This is a genomic window from Nosocomiicoccus sp. HMSC059G07 (assembly GCF_001815515.1).
GTDB lineage: Bacteria > Bacillota > Bacilli > Staphylococcales > Salinicoccaceae > Nosocomiicoccus > Nosocomiicoccus ampullae_A.
The window spans coordinates 16,649-39,446 of record NZ_KV820810.1; the positions used below are offsets into that span (position 1 = coordinate 16,649).

At 30.7% G+C, this 22,798-nt stretch carries 20 protein-coding genes; all 20 read right to left on the minus strand.

The window, feature by feature from the left end; genetic code table 11:
- Positions 1-12: 12 nt before the first annotated feature.
- The 20 genes from HMPREF3029_RS04580 to HMPREF3029_RS04675 all read right to left on the minus strand — a co-directional run bounded on the left by HMPREF3029_RS04580 (position 13) and on the right by HMPREF3029_RS04675 (position 22,753).
- Positions 13-312 (minus strand): hypothetical protein, encoded by a 300-nt coding sequence (locus HMPREF3029_RS04580; protein WP_070710004.1) that lies wholly within the window; start codon positions 310-312, stop codon positions 13-15.
- A 341-nt stretch (positions 313-653) separates the two neighbouring features.
- Complete coding sequence (locus HMPREF3029_RS04585; RefSeq protein ID WP_070710005.1) at positions 654-935, minus strand: hypothetical protein; 282 nt, start codon at positions 933-935, stop codon at positions 654-656.
- A 327-nt stretch (positions 936-1,262) separates the two neighbouring features.
- Entirely contained in the window at positions 1,263-3,212 is a 1,950-nt protein-coding gene (locus HMPREF3029_RS04590) for a VirB4 family type IV secretion system protein (protein WP_070710006.1), read from the minus strand.
- Between the two features lie 60 nt (positions 3,213-3,272).
- The gene (locus HMPREF3029_RS04595; RefSeq protein WP_070710007.1) at positions 3,273-3,875 is read right to left on the minus strand and encodes a hypothetical protein; all 603 of its coding nucleotides are present in this window, start codon (positions 3,873-3,875) and stop codon (positions 3,273-3,275) included.
- Positions 3,876-3,900: 25 nt separating this feature from the next.
- Positions 3,901-4,212, minus strand: a complete 312-nt coding sequence (locus tag HMPREF3029_RS04600) for a hypothetical protein (RefSeq protein ID WP_070710008.1) — start codon at positions 4,210-4,212, stop codon at positions 3,901-3,903.
- 75 nt (positions 4,213-4,287) lie between these two features.
- A complete protein-coding gene (locus tag HMPREF3029_RS04605) occupies positions 4,288-7,149 on the minus strand; it encodes a pLS20_p028 family conjugation system transmembrane protein (protein WP_371327369.1) in 2,862 nt (953 codons plus the stop codon).
- Positions 7,146-10,037, minus strand: coding sequence for a VirD4-like conjugal transfer protein, CD1115 family (locus HMPREF3029_RS04610; RefSeq protein WP_070710010.1), 2,892 nt, complete (start codon positions 10,035-10,037; stop codon positions 7,146-7,148). The genes HMPREF3029_RS04605 and HMPREF3029_RS04610 overlap by 4 nt, the downstream gene beginning before the upstream one ends.
- A gap of 18 nt (positions 10,038-10,055) precedes the next feature.
- Positions 10,056-10,361 (minus strand): hypothetical protein, encoded by a 306-nt coding sequence (locus HMPREF3029_RS04615; RefSeq protein WP_070710011.1) that lies wholly within the window; start codon positions 10,359-10,361, stop codon positions 10,056-10,058.
- A gap of 64 nt (positions 10,362-10,425) precedes the next feature.
- The gene (locus HMPREF3029_RS04620; RefSeq protein WP_070710012.1) at positions 10,426-12,885 is read right to left on the minus strand and encodes a coiled-coil domain-containing protein; all 2,460 of its coding nucleotides are present in this window, start codon (positions 12,883-12,885) and stop codon (positions 10,426-10,428) included.
- Positions 12,886-12,939: 54 nt separating this feature from the next.
- Entirely contained in the window at positions 12,940-13,167 is a 228-nt protein-coding gene (locus HMPREF3029_RS04625) for a TrbC/VirB2 family protein (protein WP_040928767.1), read from the minus strand.
- Positions 13,168-13,446: a hypothetical protein gene (locus tag HMPREF3029_RS04630; RefSeq protein WP_070710013.1), complete on the minus strand. Its 279-nt coding sequence runs from the start codon at positions 13,444-13,446 to the stop codon at positions 13,168-13,170.
- 14 nt (positions 13,447-13,460) lie between these two features.
- Positions 13,461-16,607, minus strand: coding sequence for an isopeptide-forming domain-containing fimbrial protein (locus tag HMPREF3029_RS04635; protein ID WP_070710014.1), 3,147 nt, complete (start codon positions 16,605-16,607; stop codon positions 13,461-13,463).
- On the minus strand, positions 16,608-17,012 hold the full coding sequence (locus HMPREF3029_RS04640; RefSeq protein WP_070710015.1) for a LysM peptidoglycan-binding domain-containing protein: 405 nt from the start codon (positions 17,010-17,012) through the stop codon (positions 16,608-16,610).
- Between the two features lie 109 nt (positions 17,013-17,121).
- Positions 17,122-17,316, minus strand: a complete 195-nt coding sequence (locus HMPREF3029_RS04645; RefSeq protein ID WP_040928772.1) for a hypothetical protein — start codon at positions 17,314-17,316, stop codon at positions 17,122-17,124.
- A gap of 534 nt (positions 17,317-17,850) precedes the next feature.
- Positions 17,851-18,201: a hypothetical protein gene (locus tag HMPREF3029_RS04650; RefSeq protein ID WP_070710016.1), complete on the minus strand. Its 351-nt coding sequence runs from the start codon at positions 18,199-18,201 to the stop codon at positions 17,851-17,853.
- Between the two features lie 568 nt (positions 18,202-18,769).
- The gene (locus HMPREF3029_RS04655) at positions 18,770-19,171 is read right to left on the minus strand and encodes a hypothetical protein (protein WP_070710017.1); all 402 of its coding nucleotides are present in this window, start codon (positions 19,169-19,171) and stop codon (positions 18,770-18,772) included.
- A gap of 42 nt (positions 19,172-19,213) precedes the next feature.
- Positions 19,214-19,549, minus strand: a complete 336-nt coding sequence (locus HMPREF3029_RS04660) for a hypothetical protein (protein ID WP_070710018.1) — start codon at positions 19,547-19,549, stop codon at positions 19,214-19,216.
- A gap of 142 nt (positions 19,550-19,691) precedes the next feature.
- The gene (locus HMPREF3029_RS04665) at positions 19,692-21,125 is read right to left on the minus strand and encodes a primase C-terminal domain-containing protein (RefSeq protein ID WP_070710019.1); all 1,434 of its coding nucleotides are present in this window, start codon (positions 21,123-21,125) and stop codon (positions 19,692-19,694) included.
- Positions 21,126-22,071: 946 nt separating this feature from the next.
- Entirely contained in the window at positions 22,072-22,395 is a 324-nt protein-coding gene (locus HMPREF3029_RS04670) for a hypothetical protein (protein ID WP_070710020.1), read from the minus strand.
- Between the two features lie 55 nt (positions 22,396-22,450).
- Entirely contained in the window at positions 22,451-22,753 is a 303-nt protein-coding gene (locus HMPREF3029_RS04675) for a hypothetical protein (protein WP_070710021.1), read from the minus strand.
- Positions 22,754-22,798: the final 45 nt, after the last annotated feature.

Consider the following 22,798-nt stretch of genomic DNA (forward strand, 5'->3'; position numbering starts at 1 on the left):
CTACTTTCAAATTTATTTTATTCTTAAAATTATATCCATCGGTGATTCAATGCGTTGTTTTACTTCTTGTATAAAGATTTCATATTGATTATCTGTTAATTTTTTAAGCTCTGTCATTACTGCAACAACATCGTCTAAGTTTGTATCACTGTCAAAATCTGCCCAATCTTCATCTGTTTTTAAGTCAACTACGCTATAGCTAAATGGATCTTCTAAGCTATCTAGTGCATCATACAGTTCTTTTCTTTCATCTCTTTTTGTTAAATCATAGTAACGGTTGCCCAATTCTTTAATTTTAATTTTGAATAACATAAACACCATTCCTTTTTTTCTACCACTCTTATATTTTGAGTGTGTAGATGATATTTTATTTACGCATACGTCTAGAGCATCTCGAAACGATATTGCAAGTCTGCTTTAGCACACGCAGTGCTTGGACTTGCAATATATAAGTGAAGAGATGCTAGTATGCAAAGTAAATAAATATCAATCGGAACACGAAAAATAAGAGTGAGTGATAACGAACGGATAAAAGAAACGCGATCAGCGTTTCTTCCATGCACTTATGCAATAAAAAGCCCGATTTTATTTATAAAATCGGGCTTTCATGGAGATTAGAAAAGTAGGAACATCTTAATGCCCCTACTTATTACTTAATTAAATACGAACCAATAATTCCCTGCTAACATATTAAATGTTGTACCATTATCACTTTCTAAATATGGGTCATCTTCAAATATTTTCACTCCATATTCTTGATACACTTTTTCATTAAAAAAGTTGAATAACTTTTCAGCATTTCTTTTAGTTTCCTCTTTTGATAATTGGTATTCCTGTTTAAATTCTTGTGATAGTCTTACACAATTAATAAATAACTCTAGTTCGCTAGTTTCTTCATTGGGTTGATAATATAATTCTTGATTTAAAATATTCATTATTGATTGCTCCTTTTTTCTACCACTCTTATTATTTTGAGTGTGTAGATGATATTTTATTTACGCATACGTCAAAGCATCTCGTAACGGTATTGCAAGTCTGCTTTAGCACACGAAGTGCTTGGACTTGCAATATATAAGTGAAGAGATGCTAGTATGCAAAGTAAATAAATATCAATCGAAACACGAAAAATAAGAGTGAGTGAAAACGAACGAATTAAAGAAATGCATTAGCGTTTCTTCCATGTCTTTATACGTTAAAAAAGCCCGATTTTATAAGTATATAAAATCGGGCTTTCATTAGTAGTAGAATAATAATTTAGTTTTTTATAATCCACCTTCAAAGCGATCTAGTTGTTCTTGTGTTGGCATTACGTTAAATACGATTGAATCTCCAGAAATTGAAAGTATCGCTTGTCCACGTTCTAAGTTTGGTATTAATTCATATTCAGATTCTTTGATTGTATCGCCTAGCACGTCTTCTAATTTATCTAATGTTGACTGATCCATTCCTAATAAAAATTTATATTGTGTTAACTCAAAAATCTGTTTTAAGTCATTTACAATTAATTCATTTCCGTCTGGCAATAATTCCTGTGGTGACTGCGTTGCTAATTGAATACCTGCCATATATTTACGCATTTCTTTCATAAAGTTTTTTGTGAATTGAACAACCTCTCTGTTGTTTGCGTTAATAATGTTATGACATTCGTCAATAAAAACCATGAAACGCTGTACTGTATCGTTATCAATATCTGGATTCTCAATTTGTTTCTTACTTTGTTGTCCGTGATATAGTGCATGTGACCATATCATAGAAATCGCTGTATAAATTTGTGTCTGGAAAATTGGTAATCCATAGTCCATTAAACCTTTAATATCAAAAAACACGATTGGTTCATATAATATGTCTGGGATTGTTGTATGTCCGTTAAATAAATTACCGTTTTGCTCTACCATTTCTTTAATTGTGGATATGACTTTTTCTAAAGTTCGGTTTTTTTCAATCGAATATCCCTCTGTATCTTTACTTTCTAAAAATGAGAGTAAGTCACTTAAGACAGGATATTGTTTTGGATCTAGTCCCGTTATTTTATAATCTTCTTCAATTGAGCTTGGTAGTAGACCAAATTCAATATAAAATTCTCTTAACCAGTTTGCATAATCCGTTAAGTCTGTTTCGGATAAATCTGAATTTAATATTTTTAATTGCATTTTTAATTTAGATAAGTGAGCTGAAAATGATGCTTTTTCATCAACGATTAGTTCTTGGTGATCATCTTCTGTTTCGGTTGTTGCTGTAGCGAACACTTCTAACATATTAATGATTCCTCCACTACCACTTAAAGAAATCATTTGACCACCGTTGTAACGCACAACTTCTCTAAAGTCACCTGCAATGTCGAAACCTCTAATCATATGTCCTCTAGCGTTTTGATCTTCAAATAACATTTTCATGAGCGTAGATTTACCTTTACCCATCGCACCAAAAATAATTGAGTTATAATACGTACGCTTACTATCTGCTTGGAACATATCAAGAAGCACTGTACCATCTGTCATCGTTGTTCCTAAATAAGCTCCATTAGGATCCATTAGCTCTGTGTGGTTCATATAATAACTTGCCCCTGCTGTTGAAGCTGGAACATTCGCTTTTCCTTTTCTGTAGTAAGATAACTGTTTTTTCTGTTCTGTTAAATTATATGCCATACATAAATAGTTATCTTTTGATTCGAACATCATCATCTGACCCTTAAAACCTTTGGACTGCAATTCTTTACGGATTTTAGCGACCTTTTTATCTAAGTCAACTTGTGATGATCCTGTAATATATAAACGTATATTCATATTTTTAATAACTTCACCATATTGATTAATCGCTTCCCCAATATCCATAAGGTTTCGATAAGTATTTTGATATTCATTTCTCGATAACGCATTTTTCGATTCTAAAATACGGGAATGTTGCTCTCTAACGGAACGATTTAGTGTATTCATTACTTCTGCATTATCTTCTGTTCCATAATCGACAATACCAATCGTTCCCTCCATATTAATGATGGAATTTAACCAATGACCCGTCACATCATTAGGAAAATCATATAGTAAGATACACCCCTGATAACCGATTCCGTTCTCCACATATCTTTCTTTAAACTTAATACCACCTTGTGGCTGTATACGAGCGATAAAATCTAAGTCATAACCATCTAATGCGTAGTGTTCTGGTTTCTTCTTTATTGTTTCTGTTTGTTTTTTATTAAATATACTTAACATATACTACTCCTTTATATTATATAAAATATAATATATAACATATATATTATATGTTATATATTATTCTGGTTCTTGGTTGTTTAGCCTATACAATAACTGTTCTTTTTCTTCTCTCGTTAATGGTTTGGACTCTATTAGCGAATGATATTGATTTATATTTCTCATCTTATCTTCCATTTCTTGAATAGTATTAGAGAAGATATAACAATAATGTGTTTGTGTTTTAAAGTGTGTTTGAATGGCTTTTAATCTTAATAATCTTTCCGCTGATAATTCCTTTTGGATTTGTGTTTTTGCATGTTCGTACTTCATCATCCAGTAATTTTGTTGTTCAGTTGTGTTTACGGGGAACATTAGACTTACATTCTTAATGTCATCACTATAGATTCTTAAAAAGTTAGCGAATTGCTGGATTAGTATTCTTTTTTCTTCTACATTTAATAAATTTAGATCGTACGATTTATATTTATATATTTGTACGTACGTATCGTTACTCATTTGAATCACCGTTTCATTAAACGTGTTAGAATCCATTTCTACTATTCTTTTATATGGAGAAACAGATAAGAATGTAGTCGGTATCTTTATTTTTGCGAGTTCGATTTTATCTTGTTCTATTTTTTGTATTCTACTTGGTATTAATCTTGATTCAGTTTCGTTCATTTTTTCCTCCTATAAAAATAACCATTCAATTTGAATGGTTTTTATATTTGTTATAATCAATTGAGTGATAATTTGTATCATCTTGATTTAGTAATGCTGATAACATGATTGATATTCTTGGTCGATCTGGATTATCTTTTGTTCTCATGATTAAAAATAAAGCAAAAATTCCATGTCCAATAAATAACATTAAATTTATTAAGAATCCAAAAGACGTTTGCTGGATTAATATATACCATAGTGCCATCACAGCGAAAATTACGACAATGTCAGATAAGTTAAATAGCCCAAATTTGATTTGCGATTTTATATCTTTAGGAATTAAATATTTATCCACTTTTCTAATCCTCTCCTTTTTCTAATACATAATTTATAAAAGGCACTTTATCATAGATAAAGTGCCTTAAAATATTTATAAGTCATCTATAGTTGTTACAATGTCCTTAAAGCTTTGTTCCTTATAAACAGAGCTTGGATTTGAGATTTCATGAATAATATTATTTTTTAATCCCTCGTCTAATCCTTTTGTATTCATAACAGTATTGATTTGGTTAGATAGTATTGATTGGTTTTTAGTACTATAACTAAACTCTGCTTGGTTGACAATGGCTTCTTTGACACCCATTTCGATATTACTGCCTCGAATCATGTTAACAAATTCACTACGATTTTTTGCTACAGGATCTGCTTTATTATAGATTTCATTTAGATAAGCATTTTTGTGTGATACTCCTGAGCCACTTGATAATACTTCTGATAACACACGTTGTTGACTGTTTGATAATGGTTGTTCACTATTTCCATTAAAAATAGTATTAACTAATTGACTTCTTGCACTACTATTTAATGCTTCTCCTGTAACTGCCTGACTAACAAATTGTGTTTTTAATCCAGATGCCATGTTATCTGACCCCTGCATTACTTTATTTATCATCTGTGTTTGCATTGATGGATCGTTGTTATTGCTATAAATTGCATTTACTAATTTAGTAGCTGTATCTTGTGGACTTGCATTAGAATTAATTAATTCTTCCACATTTTTAATTTGTGCTTTCGCTCCACGATCTGCACTACTTAACACTTCATTAACAAAGGCTTGTTGTGTTTTTGTACCAGCCTCGCCATTTGCAATAGAATTAATCATTTGAGTTTTAGATTCTGTATTTGGCGTGTTACTTGTCATTGTATTTAAGAGTTGAGTTTTAGCTTCAACGCCCATATCTTTATTACTCATGACTGCTTCTACAAGCTGTTGTTTTGATTCGTTTGGTATTGATGAGTTTGTAACCATTGCTTCTATTAACTGTTGCTGTTTCTCTGGTTGATTATTCATTCCTGTTACAATATCTTGTACCATTTGTGATGGATTACCTTCAATTGCTCCACTCATCACACCACTAACTAACTGATTCTTTTCTTCCAACCCTACACTACTACTATTGAGCAGAGAGCTAATCATTTGTTGTTTAGATTCTGGATCATTGATATTGCTTAATAATCCATTAATACGCTGTTGGGCTTCGCCAGTTGTAGCTCCTTGTAACATAGCAGATATGAGTTGTTGACGGTCATTATCACTTGTTGGTTGTGTGTTTACAAGTTCTGATACGTTACGTACAGCATCCATTGGATTAGTAGCTCCTGTACTATCTGGTTGAAGAGATGAATTTACATTAGCTAAAGTATTTGCTAAATTTTGTGGTGATGCTTGTAAATTGGTTGAGTTATTCGGTGATTTAAATGTATCTGTTTCACCACTATAAACATCTCCGATAGTCTTAACGCTATCTTTAATACCTTGTGCTGTTTGACCGACAGTTGAATCTTTCAATGCATCTGCCATTTCGCCATAACGTCTACCTGCTTTTTTACCAAAGCTATACAGATTTTGTCCAAGTTCAGACTCAGAGAATTTACCGACACCTGATCCAATCGCATTTTTCGCATCATTCATTGTATCTTTCATCGTTGCTGATGCTAAATTACTTGTTCCTTTCTTAATACCTTGAAGACGTTCGTTATTAGCAATTTTGTCTGCTACATTACTTGCACCTTGTGTAGCAAGTCCAACTCCTTTTGCACCTGCTGTACCCATTGCCATTGCACCCATCATTACACGCCAGCCATCTTGTAATCCTAAATCGATGCCTAAAATACGTTTTGCAATCTCTGGACCATCGATTAGGAAATAACTCATCGCAAAGATGATGATAGATGTGACAACCCAGTTAAAGTCTTGTACTGTTAGCCATCCGACACCGATAATGTAGATTTGCATAACGAAAGGAATCAATGCTAATGCACTGTAGTTAATTAAAATATCCTTTATTAATGCTTTCATACGCTGTCCTGTTGAAAGGTCTGTTGTTGCAATAAAAGGTGCTATAATTTTACTAAACGTTATTTCCATAAATAAGCGAACGACTTTAAATGATGTCGCAACTAACGCTAAACTAATCGCTATAAATTGTGCCATTAAAGCCCATGGATTAAATGTGTATCGGTAGTAGAATTGACTAAATAATTCAAAGTTACCGATAAATTTAATGTCCATACGTGGAACATCTTGCAATGACTTATTGAACTGCCAATCCACTGCAATATATTTATCGAAAACTGTTACATCATTGTCATCTAATCCAAGTTCTTTCATACGCTCTTTTTTTCCTTTACCATCAACTTCTTTTTCACTAGTATTAATTTTTTCGTTGATAGAGAGCAACTTTAAGTTTTCTTCTGAAATGTTGTTGTTGATACCATCTTCAGAAACTTGATAATTGTTTTTTGCAATCCATAATATGTCATTAATATTGGTTTTTAATAGTTGTGTCGCTAATTGATTTGTAGATTGATTTTCATCGCTCGATTGATTTTGAGCGTACTGAAAAACATCATTAGTCATGCTGTTTAATTGAATTAGTAACCATGGTAGAATCGCAAAAATACCAATCGCAAGTAACAGATTTGTGATGATTTCCTTTTTAAACAGTTGGTTACCTGTTAAAATCTGATAACCATAAATGAGTATCGCAATTGTTAATAACGCCCATGCAATTGGCATGACGTTACTAAATAACGTGTCGATTTTACTACTTTCAATTAAACCTCCTAATGTATAAGTTTGTTCGACTGCTTTTTCTAAAAAACTAATTATCGAGAAAAGTAATTTTATCAATCCAAAACCTATCCACCTAAGCATATCGTTAATAGGATTTGACATGGAGAAATAATCACTTAACCGTTCTAATATTTCTTGTGCATCCAAAATTATCACTTCCTTGTCGTTTGAACTAATGCACCTACATATCTATTTTTTAATTCATCGTCGTTAATTTCATTTAAAAACTCGTATAAGTTACTAATATTTATACCTTTTATAAATAATTGTTCCAGCATTTCTTCATCTATATTTCGTGTTCCAACTTTTGCATTAAATATATGGAATAACTGATTAAATGTATCTTCTTGTAATACGTCTTTTATCTTGAACACCTGATCTTGATAGTTATACTCTAGGCGTTCTCTATCTGTAAAACGTTTCTTTATAGGTTGCTGTACAGATTTTTGAACTATATCTTCACTATCTTTTTCTAACACATCTCTAATTTCTATTTTTAAATCATCTAGTTGATGATGAATATTTGGTGGACAATTTTTCTCTAAAGTTTCATAAAACGTATCTTTATTTGGACTATCCATGATTTCTTTATGAATAATATTATTTTCTTCAACTTCATAATATTGAGTGATTAACTCTGAAACTTTTCTAATTTGAGCTGTACTAAAGTTATTATCAGAAGATAAATAAGATTTTTTTATTTTTCCACCTTTAGATTTAAACATTTCAGTAAAATCTATAGAATTTTCCCTTAAAATTAAATTTCTATGCTGTGATGGAATATTAAATCGACTTAAAGATTTGCTGGTATCAAAATCATCTATAACCGTTTCATATGCTCTTGGCATTTGTGTTTTTCCTGTATTTAGTATTGGAAAAGGTCGTATATCTTTTCGTGATTTATCCCTACTCTTTAAACTTCTTATGACCATAGTTTCACCCATCACAAAATTTAATAATTCATCTGGTCGAATTAAAGGTTCTGCTTCTAACGACCTTGATTCATTTACTCGTGTTGCGTAACGATCAGATGACAAGTTTTTACTAATGACAGTTTTTGTACCTGCTAATTTAGACATCGTTTCTGCTGTATTCATCGTTGTGGATTTGATATAGACTTTGTTTTGACAGTTACTAATAATCGTATTTGTTTCTGATTCACTATATTTAGACTTAATTTGGTCTAGCTCCTGCACGTATAATTCCCATAGAATGTTTCTCCCTAAAGAAACAGTAAGGTTTTCTGACATATCTTGAATTGTTGGAAAGTTACCAAATTCATCTAAACGGAATTTAACACGTGTAAAGCAAGAACGCCCCTCAACCTTTTCACATTCTCTTGCTAGTTCTGAATACATTTGAGAGATAAAAACACTAGCGATAAAGTGTTCGGAAGAATCATAATCTGGTACAACCATAAATATGGCAATCGGCTTTTCAGAATATGTCATTTCAATATCTTGAATAGCATCAGATTCATAAAACAATTCAACTTTATCATCATAAACATAATCATTTGTATAAGGATCACGTTCATAAATTAGTCCGTTAGATTTTATTTTTCTAGTTGTTTCAATAAAAATCTCATTATTATCTTGAAACTTAAAATAAATTTCATCATGAATATCTAATTTTGTATTAAAGTTTATTTCTACTGCACCTGTTGAATCTAAAGTAAACGGATATTCATCACCTTTAACATTTAAAACGCCACGCATTGAAGAAAACTCTTTTGAAAACTGAACACGCATACTTTTATTAAAGCCTGGTCTTTTAAAATCTACAGAATGACGGCTCATCATTTTAGCGATAGCATCCTTGTTAATGTCATCTAGCTTACCTGCGACGGTTGTAAAAATGGATGAACGTGTTTTACCTTCGGCAAATTCAACCGTTCCATATGCAATAACAGCTGGATGCTCTGGATTTTCAGACTTTAACATACGCATATATTGGTCTAGCTTATTTGTTTCCTCTGTTGGATTATCGGGATTTATTTCATTTGTTCCATAAGCAATTAGCATATTATAAACATTTCTAAAAGTTATTTTTTCTTTCTGATTTGTTTTAATGCAATAATCTACAACTGCTAATATCAATGCTTGTGTCATACCTGATGCAAAGTTAATCCATGTTTTATCTTGAACTTTTGGATCATGGAATAGTGTGTGAGTTAATGATTTAGTATATTTCGTTGCATTATCCATATCTCCACGTTCATAATATTTTGCAATTAAATTGAGAGGATTATAACTCATTCCATCATTAGGATTTGAAATGTTTAATATTTCTACATCATAACCACGTCTTCTTAATGTTTCATAACTCGCTCCTGCCAGTTCACCTTTCGGATCTGCAACAATGATGGATGGTTTAATTTCTGCTCTTGAATCAATGTCAATGGAAGGAATAACGCTTGTTACACCTTTACCACTACGTGAAGTACCAATTATTAAAGTGTTAAACGTATCTTCATCTATAAAATAGCCGTAATTATGTGCAATTGGAAAGCCCGATTGTCCCTCATATATGAACGTCTTCGTTGGTACTTTCTTATAGGTGTTTTCCAATTCTTTAATTGTTGTCCAACGAGCATCTCCTTTTTGATTGTAAGAAATACGTTTATAACGATCATATAAGCGATATAATCGATAACCAATCATCACAATACCTACTATGAGTAGCAGAGAAAAAACCCACTTTGCCCAAGTGGGTTGACTATCAATAAAAACAATTGGTAGGAATGGACTTTTGAAATCTAAAATAGTACTTAACATCGTTTCGTTTAGTTCTTGAAAATCAAAGCTTTTTAAATCTTTTAACTGTACACTCATAAAACCAGTAAATGTTGTAATTATTTTAATCACATAATTGATAATATAAATATGCACCGTCAATAAACTCATACCTACTAAAAAAAGAACCCATGGAATCCCTAAAATATTTTTAGGATCATAAGGTTCTTTTTCCGTATGAATAACTTCTTTACCATCTTGTATTTTTTTCTCAATGACTTCTAATTTTTCTTTCACGTTTTCAGGCACACAATCACCACCTTATTTTTAATGTGTAACCTTTAATTCAAATTCTGTAGCTTGAAGAACTACATTATATTTTTCTTTCTTCTGCCCCTCATTTTTCTCCCGTTGTCTTCTTGTATCTATATTCACCGTGATATTGATTTCTTTTTCAGGTTGATACAATTTCTTTAATTCGTTTGCTAATTGTCCATCAAAAAATATTGGTATTTCTTTTCCTTTATTATCAATGATGATTACGTTTGAATAAACGTTCCCTTGACTTGTTTTGTTAAATTCTATTGGTAGTTGAACAATTCCCGTGACTACTGCTTTATGTTGTGTATTCATATTAAACTCCTTATATATTATATTTTATAATGTATAACTTACATCATATATAATATAAGTTATATTATTTTTCTCCTAAAATGATTTTTACTTGTTTAAGCTCTTGTTCAGCTTTTTTAATATTATCTTTATCCTTACTGCTGTTAATGACGTTTTCTAACTCTGCTTTAACTTGAAGATAATATTCAATTTCTGCTAGTTGCTTATTAAGTTCTCTATCATTTAAATTTTCGTTTAATTCCTGTGCTTTTTCAAATTGGGTGTTATCCATATAGGCGTGTGCGACTTGTAATAGTTCGTTATTCTTAATAGAATCTTTTTCGGACATTTTTTCATAAGTTTCAATAATTTCTTTTTTATTATTGTTTAATAAATGATACCTAAAAAGAGCGAACTCATTGTTTGATTCATTTACTAATGTTTCTAATCCATAATTATTATTTTCCTGATACAATGTTTCACTAAGTTGATCCAACTTATCTGGATATTTTTGTGAAATACCAGAATAATCTTGATTATCAAGTAAAGATTGATAACTTTCATCATTCTCTGGATTTAACATTAAGTATGCACCAACTAGAATTAGTAACAATAAACCAAGTACTGTACTTAAAACACCTATCAGAAAACGATTGAATTTAGGTTCTTCCGTGTCTTCTTTTTTTGGTTTCATATACTTTAATTCTAATTCTTTCATACGTGCAAGGTGATCATCTTCTTGTTGTTTTTCTTTAATTTTAAGTTCACGTTCACGATTTTCTGCTTCAATTCTTTTACGTTCTGATATATTATGTTCTTTTTCTTCTCTTAATTTGCGAACATCTATATCTTTAAGCTCGAGTTCCTTAAAGTGTGTATTCTCAATTGCTTGTCTAGTTCTTTCTTTTTCAATTTTTTCTTGATGAGCTTCTGCATTAGACTTTATTTTTTGAATATCATCTTTTATTTGGCTTAAGTATGAATCATGAGTGAGTGCACTTAATTCTGTTTGATATAAATCATATTTCTTTTTTAATGATTCAATCATGTTTTGTGTTAATGCACTTCTATATGAATCACGATTCATATAATATTTATCTAGTTTCTCTTGATGATTTAATTTAAGTTTTTCACGAGAAGATGCTTTAAGTTCTTCCTTATATCGAGATAGCTGTTCACTTAATTGTTTTTCATGTTCTTTCTCTAGTGATTCTAAGATTGTGTTTTCTTTATTTTCAAAAGACTTCTCTTCTAACTCTATTTCTCTTTTTAAATGTTCAATCCTTTCTTGATTTTTTTCTTTTAATACTTTTAAATCATTTCCAAATTGTTCACGTTTCATGGAAAGGATTTCAGCATTATTACTTTTAATGTCATTTTCAAAGCTTGTTAATGAACTCTGTACTCTTGCGATTTCCCTTTCTTTAAATTCTTTTATATCTTGCTCCGTAGGTTTTTTATCTTTCGCATACTTTTCTAGTTTTTCTTCTAATTCTTTCTGTAAATCTAGATAATATGCATTAAGTTCGTTGTTATAGTCTTCAATCTTTTTATTTTTCTTTAAAACACGAGCATATTCAGCTTCATTAAGATATTCTTGTACTGCTTTACTAACATAATCTCCAGTTAATAGAGAAATTTCAGGTGATTCATAAGAAAGTTTAGGTATAATAACTTTTTGAACGTTTTTTGGTTGTTCTTTTCTAGTACTAGTCACTTTTTTAGCTGGTTCATCTTTAATTTTTTTCTTTTTATCCTCAATCATGTGATTTTCATTAATGGTATCTTCTACTTTATTTGAATTTGGATTAACCTTATTTTTATTTTCTGTGACTTTTCTTTCTGTTTCAATATTCACTTCCTTATCTGATTGTTTCAATTCTTTTGTAGGTTTTTCTTCTTTTTCTACAACTTTATTTTCAATGACTGGTTTATGTTCTTTAATATTTTTTTCGTTTATCTTTTCATTCTCTAATTTTTTATTAGATTCCTCTGAATTGATTGCTGATAATTCTTTTTGTTCGGTTTTTTTCTTATTAAAAAGTTTATTAAACATACTCGGTTTTTTATTTGTTACAGAAACGTTTTCTGACAATTGATTACTTTGTATTTCATACGACTCTTCAATGCGTTGTTTTAAAATTTTTGCTTCCTCTTGAAAGTCAGATTTACCACTATCAAATTCTTCAGGATCTACATATGTTGTATCAAGTTGTTCATATACAATATCTTTAACAGTTTGTTTATTATTCTTTAAAGAATATCTACTGACTTCAAATGCTAAATTCTTTTCATTTGAAACAAGTACGAAGCTAATAATTAAACGCTCTTTATCTGTTGGTTTAAACTCAGGTGCATTCACAAATTGGTGTAACTCTTTAATGATTTTATCTGCATCAATCATAGGGTAAATTAATCCTGTTTTAACAGATAAATTTAATCCATCTTTTTTTGATAGAATATTATACAGTTCTTTAAATCGCTTTGAATTTGGTAAATAAGTAAATTTCACTTTAAGTGGTGCTAATTTTTCTTCTTGTACCATAATATCCTCCTTAATATTAATAAAAAGGGCTGTTTCTACAGCCCTTTTATATTTCTAAAATGCCATTTGATCTGCAACGTATTGTGCTAAAGCATTTGCACCTAAAATACATGCCATACCGACAATGACGTAAATTAAAATTTTCTTTGCTTTTCTCGGTCCTTCATCTCCACCGAACATGAACAAGTAACCAGCAACTAGAATCATAAGTGCTGCAACTACGATACCTGCCGTTTGTAATGTTGAAGTTAAGTTTGACACTGAGTTAATAAAATTATCCATTTATAATCTCTCCTTTTTCATTTCCCCTAATGCTTTAGTGTTTTTTGATGGTGAAGCTTTTTCTCCTGGTATTGCTTTACTATTAGTTTTTCTTGTTTGATCAATCAATAACTTTAAAGCTTCTTTTTCTATTACATTCTGTTCAAATTCTTTATAAATTTCGCCTTGCTTATCCATAATAGAAAGACGTGCATGACTTAGCACGTCTTCTCTCCATTCTTTTGGATTCAAACCTACGCTTTGAACAATAGAATCAATGTCTTTCTTTTTTAAATTCAAAATACCACTCCTTATTAATTTTCTTTTCTAATACGATATAATCTCCAGCCACCTAATCCTGCAAGCAACGCTCCAACTAATACAATGAGGTAATTTACCTCTGTACCTGTATGAGGTAACCAACCCTCTTTTTTAGGTGGCGTTTTTACTTTAGAAGAATCTTTCGGTGGATTTTCTGGTTTTTTAGGTTCTTCAACAGGTGGTGTTACTTCTGGTAACACTTCTTTCTTTACTAAAGTACGAACTTCATTAGATTCAAGTTCATCCTCATTGACAGTACCTTTAGCAACGTTAGGAATTACATAGTTGTCACCATCAACTAATGATTCATCTAACTTTGCATCTTCTGGTAGTTTAACCTCAATTTCTGTTACTACAGTTTTACCTTTTAAATCATTTGATTCTTCATCTAAATTCCAAGATACAACTGATTTATCTCGATCAACGACTACATTTGCTTTATCGATAGATGATTCCTGTGTGTTTTCTAGATTATCCTCTGTAGATTCTACATCCGTATCCTCTTGTACTTCTTCTTCTGAACTTTCATTATCAATAGAAGAATCTTCGTTGTTAGATTCCTCTGACACTTCCGGTTCAGTATTTTCTTCGCTTTCTACATCAGCTTCTTCAGATTGTTCATTTTCATCTTCTGTAGTTTCGGATTTAGAATCATTCTCTGACACTTTTTCTGTTTCAGATTTTTCATCAATATAAACAGTTGCGTTAAGAACTTCTAACGCATCTTCAAGATCGTCATAGAAAGAAACTGAATCAATGTTTTTCTCGTTTGAGATTGTTTGTGAAACTTTATAAGTGTATGTTTCTCCATGCTTAATTTCATTTTCTTCTACTTCATTGCCATCTTTATCGATGATAGTCTTCACGATTTTATTTTCTACCTTTTTCATTTTAGAAACTACAAGGTTTGAATCATCATGTTTTTCATTACCTTCTGAATCACTCGTAATCATTTGGGCTGTGTTTTCAAAAACAAATTCATCTTCATTTAAGAACTCTGTAAAATCAAAATCATTTTTTACAGTAATTTGAACTGTTGTTTTTAATGATTTACCTACAAAATGTTTTGGATCATTTGCTGTCCATTTAAACGATTCTTTTTCTTCGTCAATTTCTAACGTACCTTGTTCTGTAACGTCGTTACCATCTGCATCAAATACAACGACTGAATCAAGGTTAAAGCCGTCTGGTACGTCATCTTGTAGTCCTAAAATACTTGGTACTGTTTCGTTTCCGTATGTTGTATCAATTTGATACTCAAATGTGTCGTCAATTGATACTTCATTTTCTTCTACTAAGCCATCTTCTGTAACAATGCCTTTATTAATTTCTGGATTCACTTTTTCTAGTGTTGTTGTAACTTCTGGTGAATCAATCGTTTCATCATCTACAAAGAGTTGTGCTGTATTTTTGAAAACAAATTTACCATCTTCCTCAAATTCAGCGAAACTTACTGTATCTTTAACTGATACTGTTGGAATAACTTGAATTGTTTCACCTGCAAAGGCTTTAGGATCGTTTGCCGTCCATCTAAAGCTCTCATTGTCATTATTAATTTCTAATGTACCTTGATCAGTAATATCATTACCTGATTTGTCTAACACAACAACTGAATTAACAGAAAGTGCGTCTGGCACATCATCGAACACACCTAGCTTTTCTGCGTGCTGTTTATTCGGGAATGTTGCTGTTACTCTGTACTGGAACTCGTCACCAACGTTTACCTCGTTTGTTTCAACATCGTTACCGTCTTTATCAATAATTGTTTTATTTACTGAAGAATCAACTGGGGTTGGAACGTGTGTGATTGTTGTTTCTGTATCTTTTTGTTCCTTACCGTCTTTAATAATTGTTGCCTTATTAGGTATTTGAATATTTCCATCTTCGGTTGTTACACTTGATAAATCTGCATCTGATTTAATGTTAGTTTTTACATTAAAACGGTACGTATGACCGTAAAATGATTGATCAGATAAGACCTCATCTTTCGCTTTAAATTTAATGTGGTTACCCTCTGATAAATCTTCAAATAAATGAGTTACATCTTCATCATCTTCATTAAATACTGTAACTTCGCCTGTTTGTAACACATCATTTAAAACATCTTCCATTACATATTCTTTATAGAAAAACTCTGGATATTCAGCTGGAACAGTATGAGAAATGTCATATTCATAACGTTCATACATAACTTTTAAATGGTTTTCTAATACATCTACTTCATCACTATCTGTTACAAGTTTTGCTGGATCAAGCACCTCTGTACGTACTGGTTTTTCAGCAGTATAACCGAAGTATTGTTCTTTTTCTCCTGCTTCCCAATCAATGACTTTATCTTTACTATATTCAGACCAATCTTTTGACCATTTAAAATCAAGTGTATGACCATCAACTAAAATCGTGAAATGTCCTTTTGGGTCATTTGTTTCAAGCGTTTGGTTTTTAACATCTTGGAAATACGTATAACCGTCATCTTTATTAGTAACATCAACTTCAGATTCAGCCGGAGCATAAACTTTTCCAATGTTTTTCATCTGTTCTTCACTAAAGCCCATCCCTTGTAATGCATCAATATCAGTGACCGTCATGTAAGAACCAGTTAAATCTGTTGCTGGTTTACCAGTGTCTGTATAAACATATTCAAAACTTAAATCGACATAGTCATAACCAGCTTGATGGAATCCAATATGGTTATCTGCGAAAGAAAAGTACTCTCCACCTTTAAAACCTGTCTTTTTCCAATCTTTTACAGTAATTTTTAAATCTAAATTTTTACCTTTGTAATTACCAATATTTGTATAAGTAACAGAAATATTCCCTTTTTTATTATCATCTGGTTCTACCTGTGTATGATAATCATTACCAACTGCATTTTTCTTTGAAAACCATCCATCTCCTTGTTGCGTAAATTCTGTTTTATCACTAAAACCTGCAATGACTGCATATTTTGAAGGTGCAACACTTTGTTCAGATGGAATTTCCGTTAATTCATGATCGTGAATTGGTTTAGCTTCTGCGACTGTTGGTAAAAATGCTGTTGATAAGATAGTTAATCCTAATAACACGCTCGTTGCATTTCTACCTTTCTTTCTCAAAGAGAAACGTTGTTTAGTTTCTTGATAGTTCATGTTCTTTTTCAATTAATTTCCTCCTAATGAAGAAATATAGTAAGGACTTATCTTAACCATATTTCTTACACGTTCAATTTGTTTTTCTTTTTTTTGTTTGTTTTCTTTAACTGTGTCTTTTGATTTGTCGTTTTTTTCATCTTTGCTTTCTGTTTCCTGTGGCACTTCACGTAAATTATTAATAAACTTTAAATAACTATCAGCATAGATTAAGTCGATATTTTCAATATTGTTTATTTCTGCGACTGTTTCTATGTCTTGATAGTATGTTTCTGATAATTCACTTAAAGTATCTCCCCACTCAACGTAGTACCAATAATAATTATGCGTGTCTGCTCTTACAGGACTACTTAGAATTATCATCATTACTGTTGCAATTAAGATAAACAGTGTGCTGTTTTTGTACTTATTTAACATTTCCATCACCTCCTTAAAATAAAAAAACCGCCTATTTTAGAAATAGACGGTTATATATTATATTTTATAAGTTATAAAATATATCTTATATCACCAAAGTTAGATTTTATTAGTCCTGTCTTAAAGCATAGAGATCATATTTTTTGATTGCTTCTTCTTCTGATATATTCTCTTTCTTTAAACGTTCGATAAAATCCCAACGTTTACGGCTTGTACGGTATATTTCAATCAATTCTTTTTGAGTAATATCAATTCCATTATTATTTAATTCTTTAATGAAATACTTGTCGATATTAATAATCATTTTTTAACACTCCATTTAATCATACGCTCTTACATACAAATGATTAAAAGTGAAATTACAAAAGAATTACTTCAAAATAGACATACTGGTTGTGTGTTTTTAAAAAAGAAATCAATATATTCTCATACAAATTAATAATAAAGATTAAACAAAACATAATAAAAATAAATGATAGGTCAGATCTACGTTTTAGGCTTTGAACGCATTAACCCTAAATACACCAGTAGGCTCATATCATCGCACTACGCTTGATCGCTTCGTCCTATTAATATAGGGATAATGGCAATCTAGTGTACCAGCAAAAGACAGTTTTTAGTTGACTGACAACTGTATTTTAAAATACGAAAAATAAATGTTTAATGACCATCCGTTGTTCCTAGCTAACTTTGGCTTTCGCATGATAGAACTTAATCTACTAATATCCAAGAACGGTCGCAGGGATACCACACATAACTATATTCAAATTTCAATGTACATGTATGCAAATTATCATTTGCATGTAAGAACGTATGATTTTTTACTAAAATTTAATTTTTATTTTGCGAGTTGACTTTGCTTATCTTTTCTTAAAACAGAAATGGTTACTAACGGTTCTAACTTATGTTTTCGACCATATAGACGTCTACCGTCAAAATTATTAACAAAACGAATATTGTCGTAAATTTTAGCAATGGGGACAACAACATCACTTAGAGGCGTATCGTATTCTAAATGCGTTGAAAAGACTTTTAACTTTCGAATCGCATATCCATTACCTAAATTAATATAGCTCTCACCACTAAAGGTATGAATAAAATGACCTTTCTTTTCAATCTGATCTACGCTTACAGTATCGGAATAGTGATAAAAAATACGATGAGTGTTTCGATTAATTTTCTTGTGCATTTTAATTCCTCCTAGATATTCAAATTATTGAGTTACAACTTAAGTTCAATTGGGGAAAGGAATCGTTAAGTTATAGCGTTAGTACTAGTGTTTATACCATAAAAAAGGGGGCTCACCACACCTTAGTGTGACAAGCCCCTCAAATAGTCGCTACAACTCTCTATAGGGTACTAACGCTTAGTACCTGCCCGTATAAAATGCAAAATACGGTACACATAATATACACATAACTTATAGGAAACTATGCATATTTATGATAGAATGAATTGTGAACGTGTAGGATGATTACACGTTCAACTATTGAGGGGGGCTTGACCACTAAATGTTGGTAGCATTTTGTGGTGACATGCCTGAATGCTGATCTTTACTCAACATTCAGGTGCCCCCTTTTTTCTGGTACAAAGTAAGTACCAACCTCAAAATTCGAACATATGTTATTTGTTAATAATAGTATACGCATAACTTAAATAAAAAGTCAAAGTTATTTTACACTTATTTTTTTGTTCGTAAAAGCGAACATATGTTCTATGTTCATTATAACGTTTTAAAAAAAATTATCAATAATCACTTAGTTATTATATTCTTTTATCTTGAAATCATAATCTTTAGAGAAATAAGAATCAGGGTCATATTTCAATGTATCGCTATTAACACCTAAAAACATCATTTCTTTATCATCAAAAAGATAATCATCATGACCTAACTCATCAATATTAAGACGAATATGATATTTATCATCATACTTTTCCTCACTAATACTATAAGTTCCAATCTCACTAGCATTATTTAATTGTGGATATATTAATTTAACATAACCATCTTTCTGAAACTCTAGTAAAAACGTAGAATCACCATCTGTTGGCTCAGCAAAATAAGTTTTATCCTCAAACATACTTTTAGGATTATTCCCACACCCTGCTAATACAATCACACACATAACTAACATTAAAGCAATTACTATTTTTTTCATATCCATCCCTACTTTCTATTCTTTTAACATTTGATCATACATCTACTTCGCAAATTCACCGAGCAATAAGAGTAACATTACATAGAAAAAACCTAATACTAATATCACTGGAATCATCAATACAATTGCAATAGGAGTTACAACATACTGTACGAACAAGTAAAACACCATCACTACAGCATATAATCCCAAGGCAAATAAATAATATGAAATTACCAATTCAACTGCTAACAATATTGGATAAGTTATAACAACAATTGTCCATGTTAAAAAATTACTCTTAAAACCAAGCTTATCTAATGTTAATCCTAATATTACCATAGGTACTACCAATAAAATCTTTAATACATTAAGAAGAAATACTATTACCTTAATCATACTAAATCACCCCTATAATATCTTTATATTTATATTATTCTTCAACTGCTCACACTATATATATATATATATATGTATGGCAAAGTTGACCGTTAAAACTAAAAGTATCGAAAATGCTTTAGTGACAATGGTTATAGATGTTTTATAGCAACAATTCTCGTTGTTCGATATGACGTTTATTTCTTTCGTTTCTAAACATATTTACGATGGATTCTAAGCGTTTTTTATCCTGTTCTTCTTCTACATACTGATAAATATTTTCCATTTCTAGATGGTTAAATAATGATCCTGTCGATTTATTTTTGACATGTTGAACTAGAGATATGAGTGAATAAATTTTAGTTACTGCATATCTCCCCTTACCAATTACTTTTGTAAAAATCTGGTTAGAAGCGTTAATTACTTTAATAATTGTTGCTTTTGATACGTTAAATACATTCGCAAGTTGTGATAGAGAAATTTCAACGACACCCTGCTGTGCATTATCATTAATGAATGCTAAAATATCTTGCTCACGTTCTTCTTGCTTACTATAAACACGTTCATGACGAGCTTTCTTGTGCTTATATCTTGGATTAAACGCTGTTGATTTATATGATTTATTTGTCCACGTTTCCATTAAGTGATCAATATAGTACTTATTAGCCCCATAATATTTCCCTGAATACGCACTCTTTACAGCACGATTTACATCGTTGACGTGTAACGGGTATTCTAAATAAGTATTAAACTCATCCATTTTATTTAAGCAATCTTCATAAGAGATACCTGATTGATAGTTCGCTAAAGAAAGCGTAAATACAGTGTTATTACGCCCATAACCATGTCCTGCATATATTTGTGCTTGTGTAATTAACTCTCTATACCAAGCCTCTTTAATTTGTTGTTTACTTGAATGAATCGTATTATCTACGACTAATTTAAAGTTAGCGATCACATCATCTGTATATTTCATAGACCAATTCATTAATACTTTAAAATTATGTGTTTCTTCAAGATTTAAATACTCAATATTATTTTTATTCGGGAAACGGAAATAACCAAAGTGATTACAGATAAGGTCAACACCTTTAATTTTTTTAGAAAAGGCTTGTCTTAGATTTTGTGAGATTTTTTTTGCGATCTGTAAGCTCTTATAATCCGTTTTTTTAGATACAAAAACTGGTTTTTCTAACACAAAGTAAGCATGATACCCTTTATCTGTTTTCACTAGGAATGTAGGTAAAATATTAATATCTAACGCTACATTCATAATATCTTGTGCAGTTGCTTTTGGATTATCAAAATCAATCACAAAGGTATTGATTTGTTTTAAGTTTTCTTCGCTATGACCACTAACTACTCCGTTTTTACGTGATAAATAGTTAAAAACGTTTGGCGTGAAGTGTGTCAGTTGCTTATTACTCATTAATGTTTCGATTGAGCCAACTGTAAATCCACGGTTTTTAATCATTGCTTCTTTTGATGATGCACAGGCGATTTTACCGTAACTATTTTTTTCTAATAACTGATCTCTATTGTCTGATATGCCTTTTTTAAATAACACATTATATAAATTATATAGATTTACACTCATGATAGTTGCACCTCTCCTCATTTTTGATACAAAAATAGCGTTTAGCCACCTATGGACTAAACGCTTGAGAGTACAACTGATCTAAAACAATCTATATAAAGTGTCGTTTCACTTAAAAAAGGATATAATTATCCCTAAAACGATACAATTCTAGTGTGTTGACGTTGCTTTAAATTACATATTATGATATATTTTAATCATAGATTTTGTAACCTAAAAACGTTTAAATCAATCTAATTTTTAAACGTCTAGTCTGTTAGTGGCTTCAATCAGATTAATCTTGGGTTTTTTATTTCTTAGGATCCCCATTCCTATGATAGAAATAAAATTAAGACTAAAACGATTGTTGCTAAATATTAAATTTTCTAATGCTCCGTAGCACTTGCTATGGAGCATTTCTTTTTTAGCAACTAAAATGCACTAAAATTGCTAAGCACGAAATGTGCATATTGATTGCCGATTCCTTAAAACAACCAATATAAAAGAAATGCGTGTGCTCATTATAGTAAATTATAAAATATTTGTAAATTAAATATTCTTTATGTTATAATTTATAATGTATAAAATATAATTTATACTCAATCGGGGATATATTTTCTACCACTCTTATTATTTTGAGTGTGTAGATGATATTTTATTTACAGCATACGAAAAGCATCTTGAAACGATATTACAAGGTTGCAGCAGGTTTACCTGCAGCACACGTGAGTGCTTGACCTTGTAATAGTAAAGTGGAAAGATGCTAGTATGCGTAAGTAAATAAAATATCAATCGGAACACGAAAAATAAGAGTGAGTGATAACGAACGGATAAAAGAATGCATCAGCATTTCTACCATGCACTTATAAAATAAGAGTGCAAGATTTTATTGAAAATAAATCTTGCACAACCTTAAATAGATTAAAACTCTGATTTATCCAAAAGGATAAATCGGAGTTTTTTTAATTTAAAATATACGTAAATCTAACGTCAGTGCTTTAAATAAATCTTCAATTGCTTTTAGTCTAGTTTCTAAAAAATAATCTTCGTCAATTCGTCCTTTATCAGCACTGTTACATAGTTTTTCTAAAGTCGACATATATTTTAAATGTATTTCTGTAAAGTAAAGTTTTATCCCTGTTCTATTCTTTAATGCATGTAGCAAATGTTCTGTTTCCACCTTATTTAGTGGTAATTCGCTCTCTACATAAGACCAATCCATATCTTCTTTATCTGAAAGTACATCTAATAAATACTCTGCTAAATAATCATATGCATAATTTACATTCATTTCTCATAACCCCTTTTTTAAAGTCTATGCTCTAGATACCTAGAGCATAAACTGTCTAAATTTTTAATAACTCAATATCTATATGGTCGTTATACTTATTTACAATACGTTCAAATTCTGATTTATAGATTTCAAAATTAACATTTTCACTGTATTTCATATCAATTAATGATTTATATTCAGCGAACTCATCAAAGATATTGAAATAACAAAGCTCTTCAAATGTATTTACTCTGATAAAATCTTGTAGCATACCTTTAAGATAATCTTCAACTGTTTCATAATAACTAGTACGTTCACATACACTATCAATAATGGTTTCAGTGCCTTTTTCTCTTTCTACAATTGCATAACTCATATTTCATTTCCCCTTTTTTCTACCACTCTTATTATTTTGAGTGTG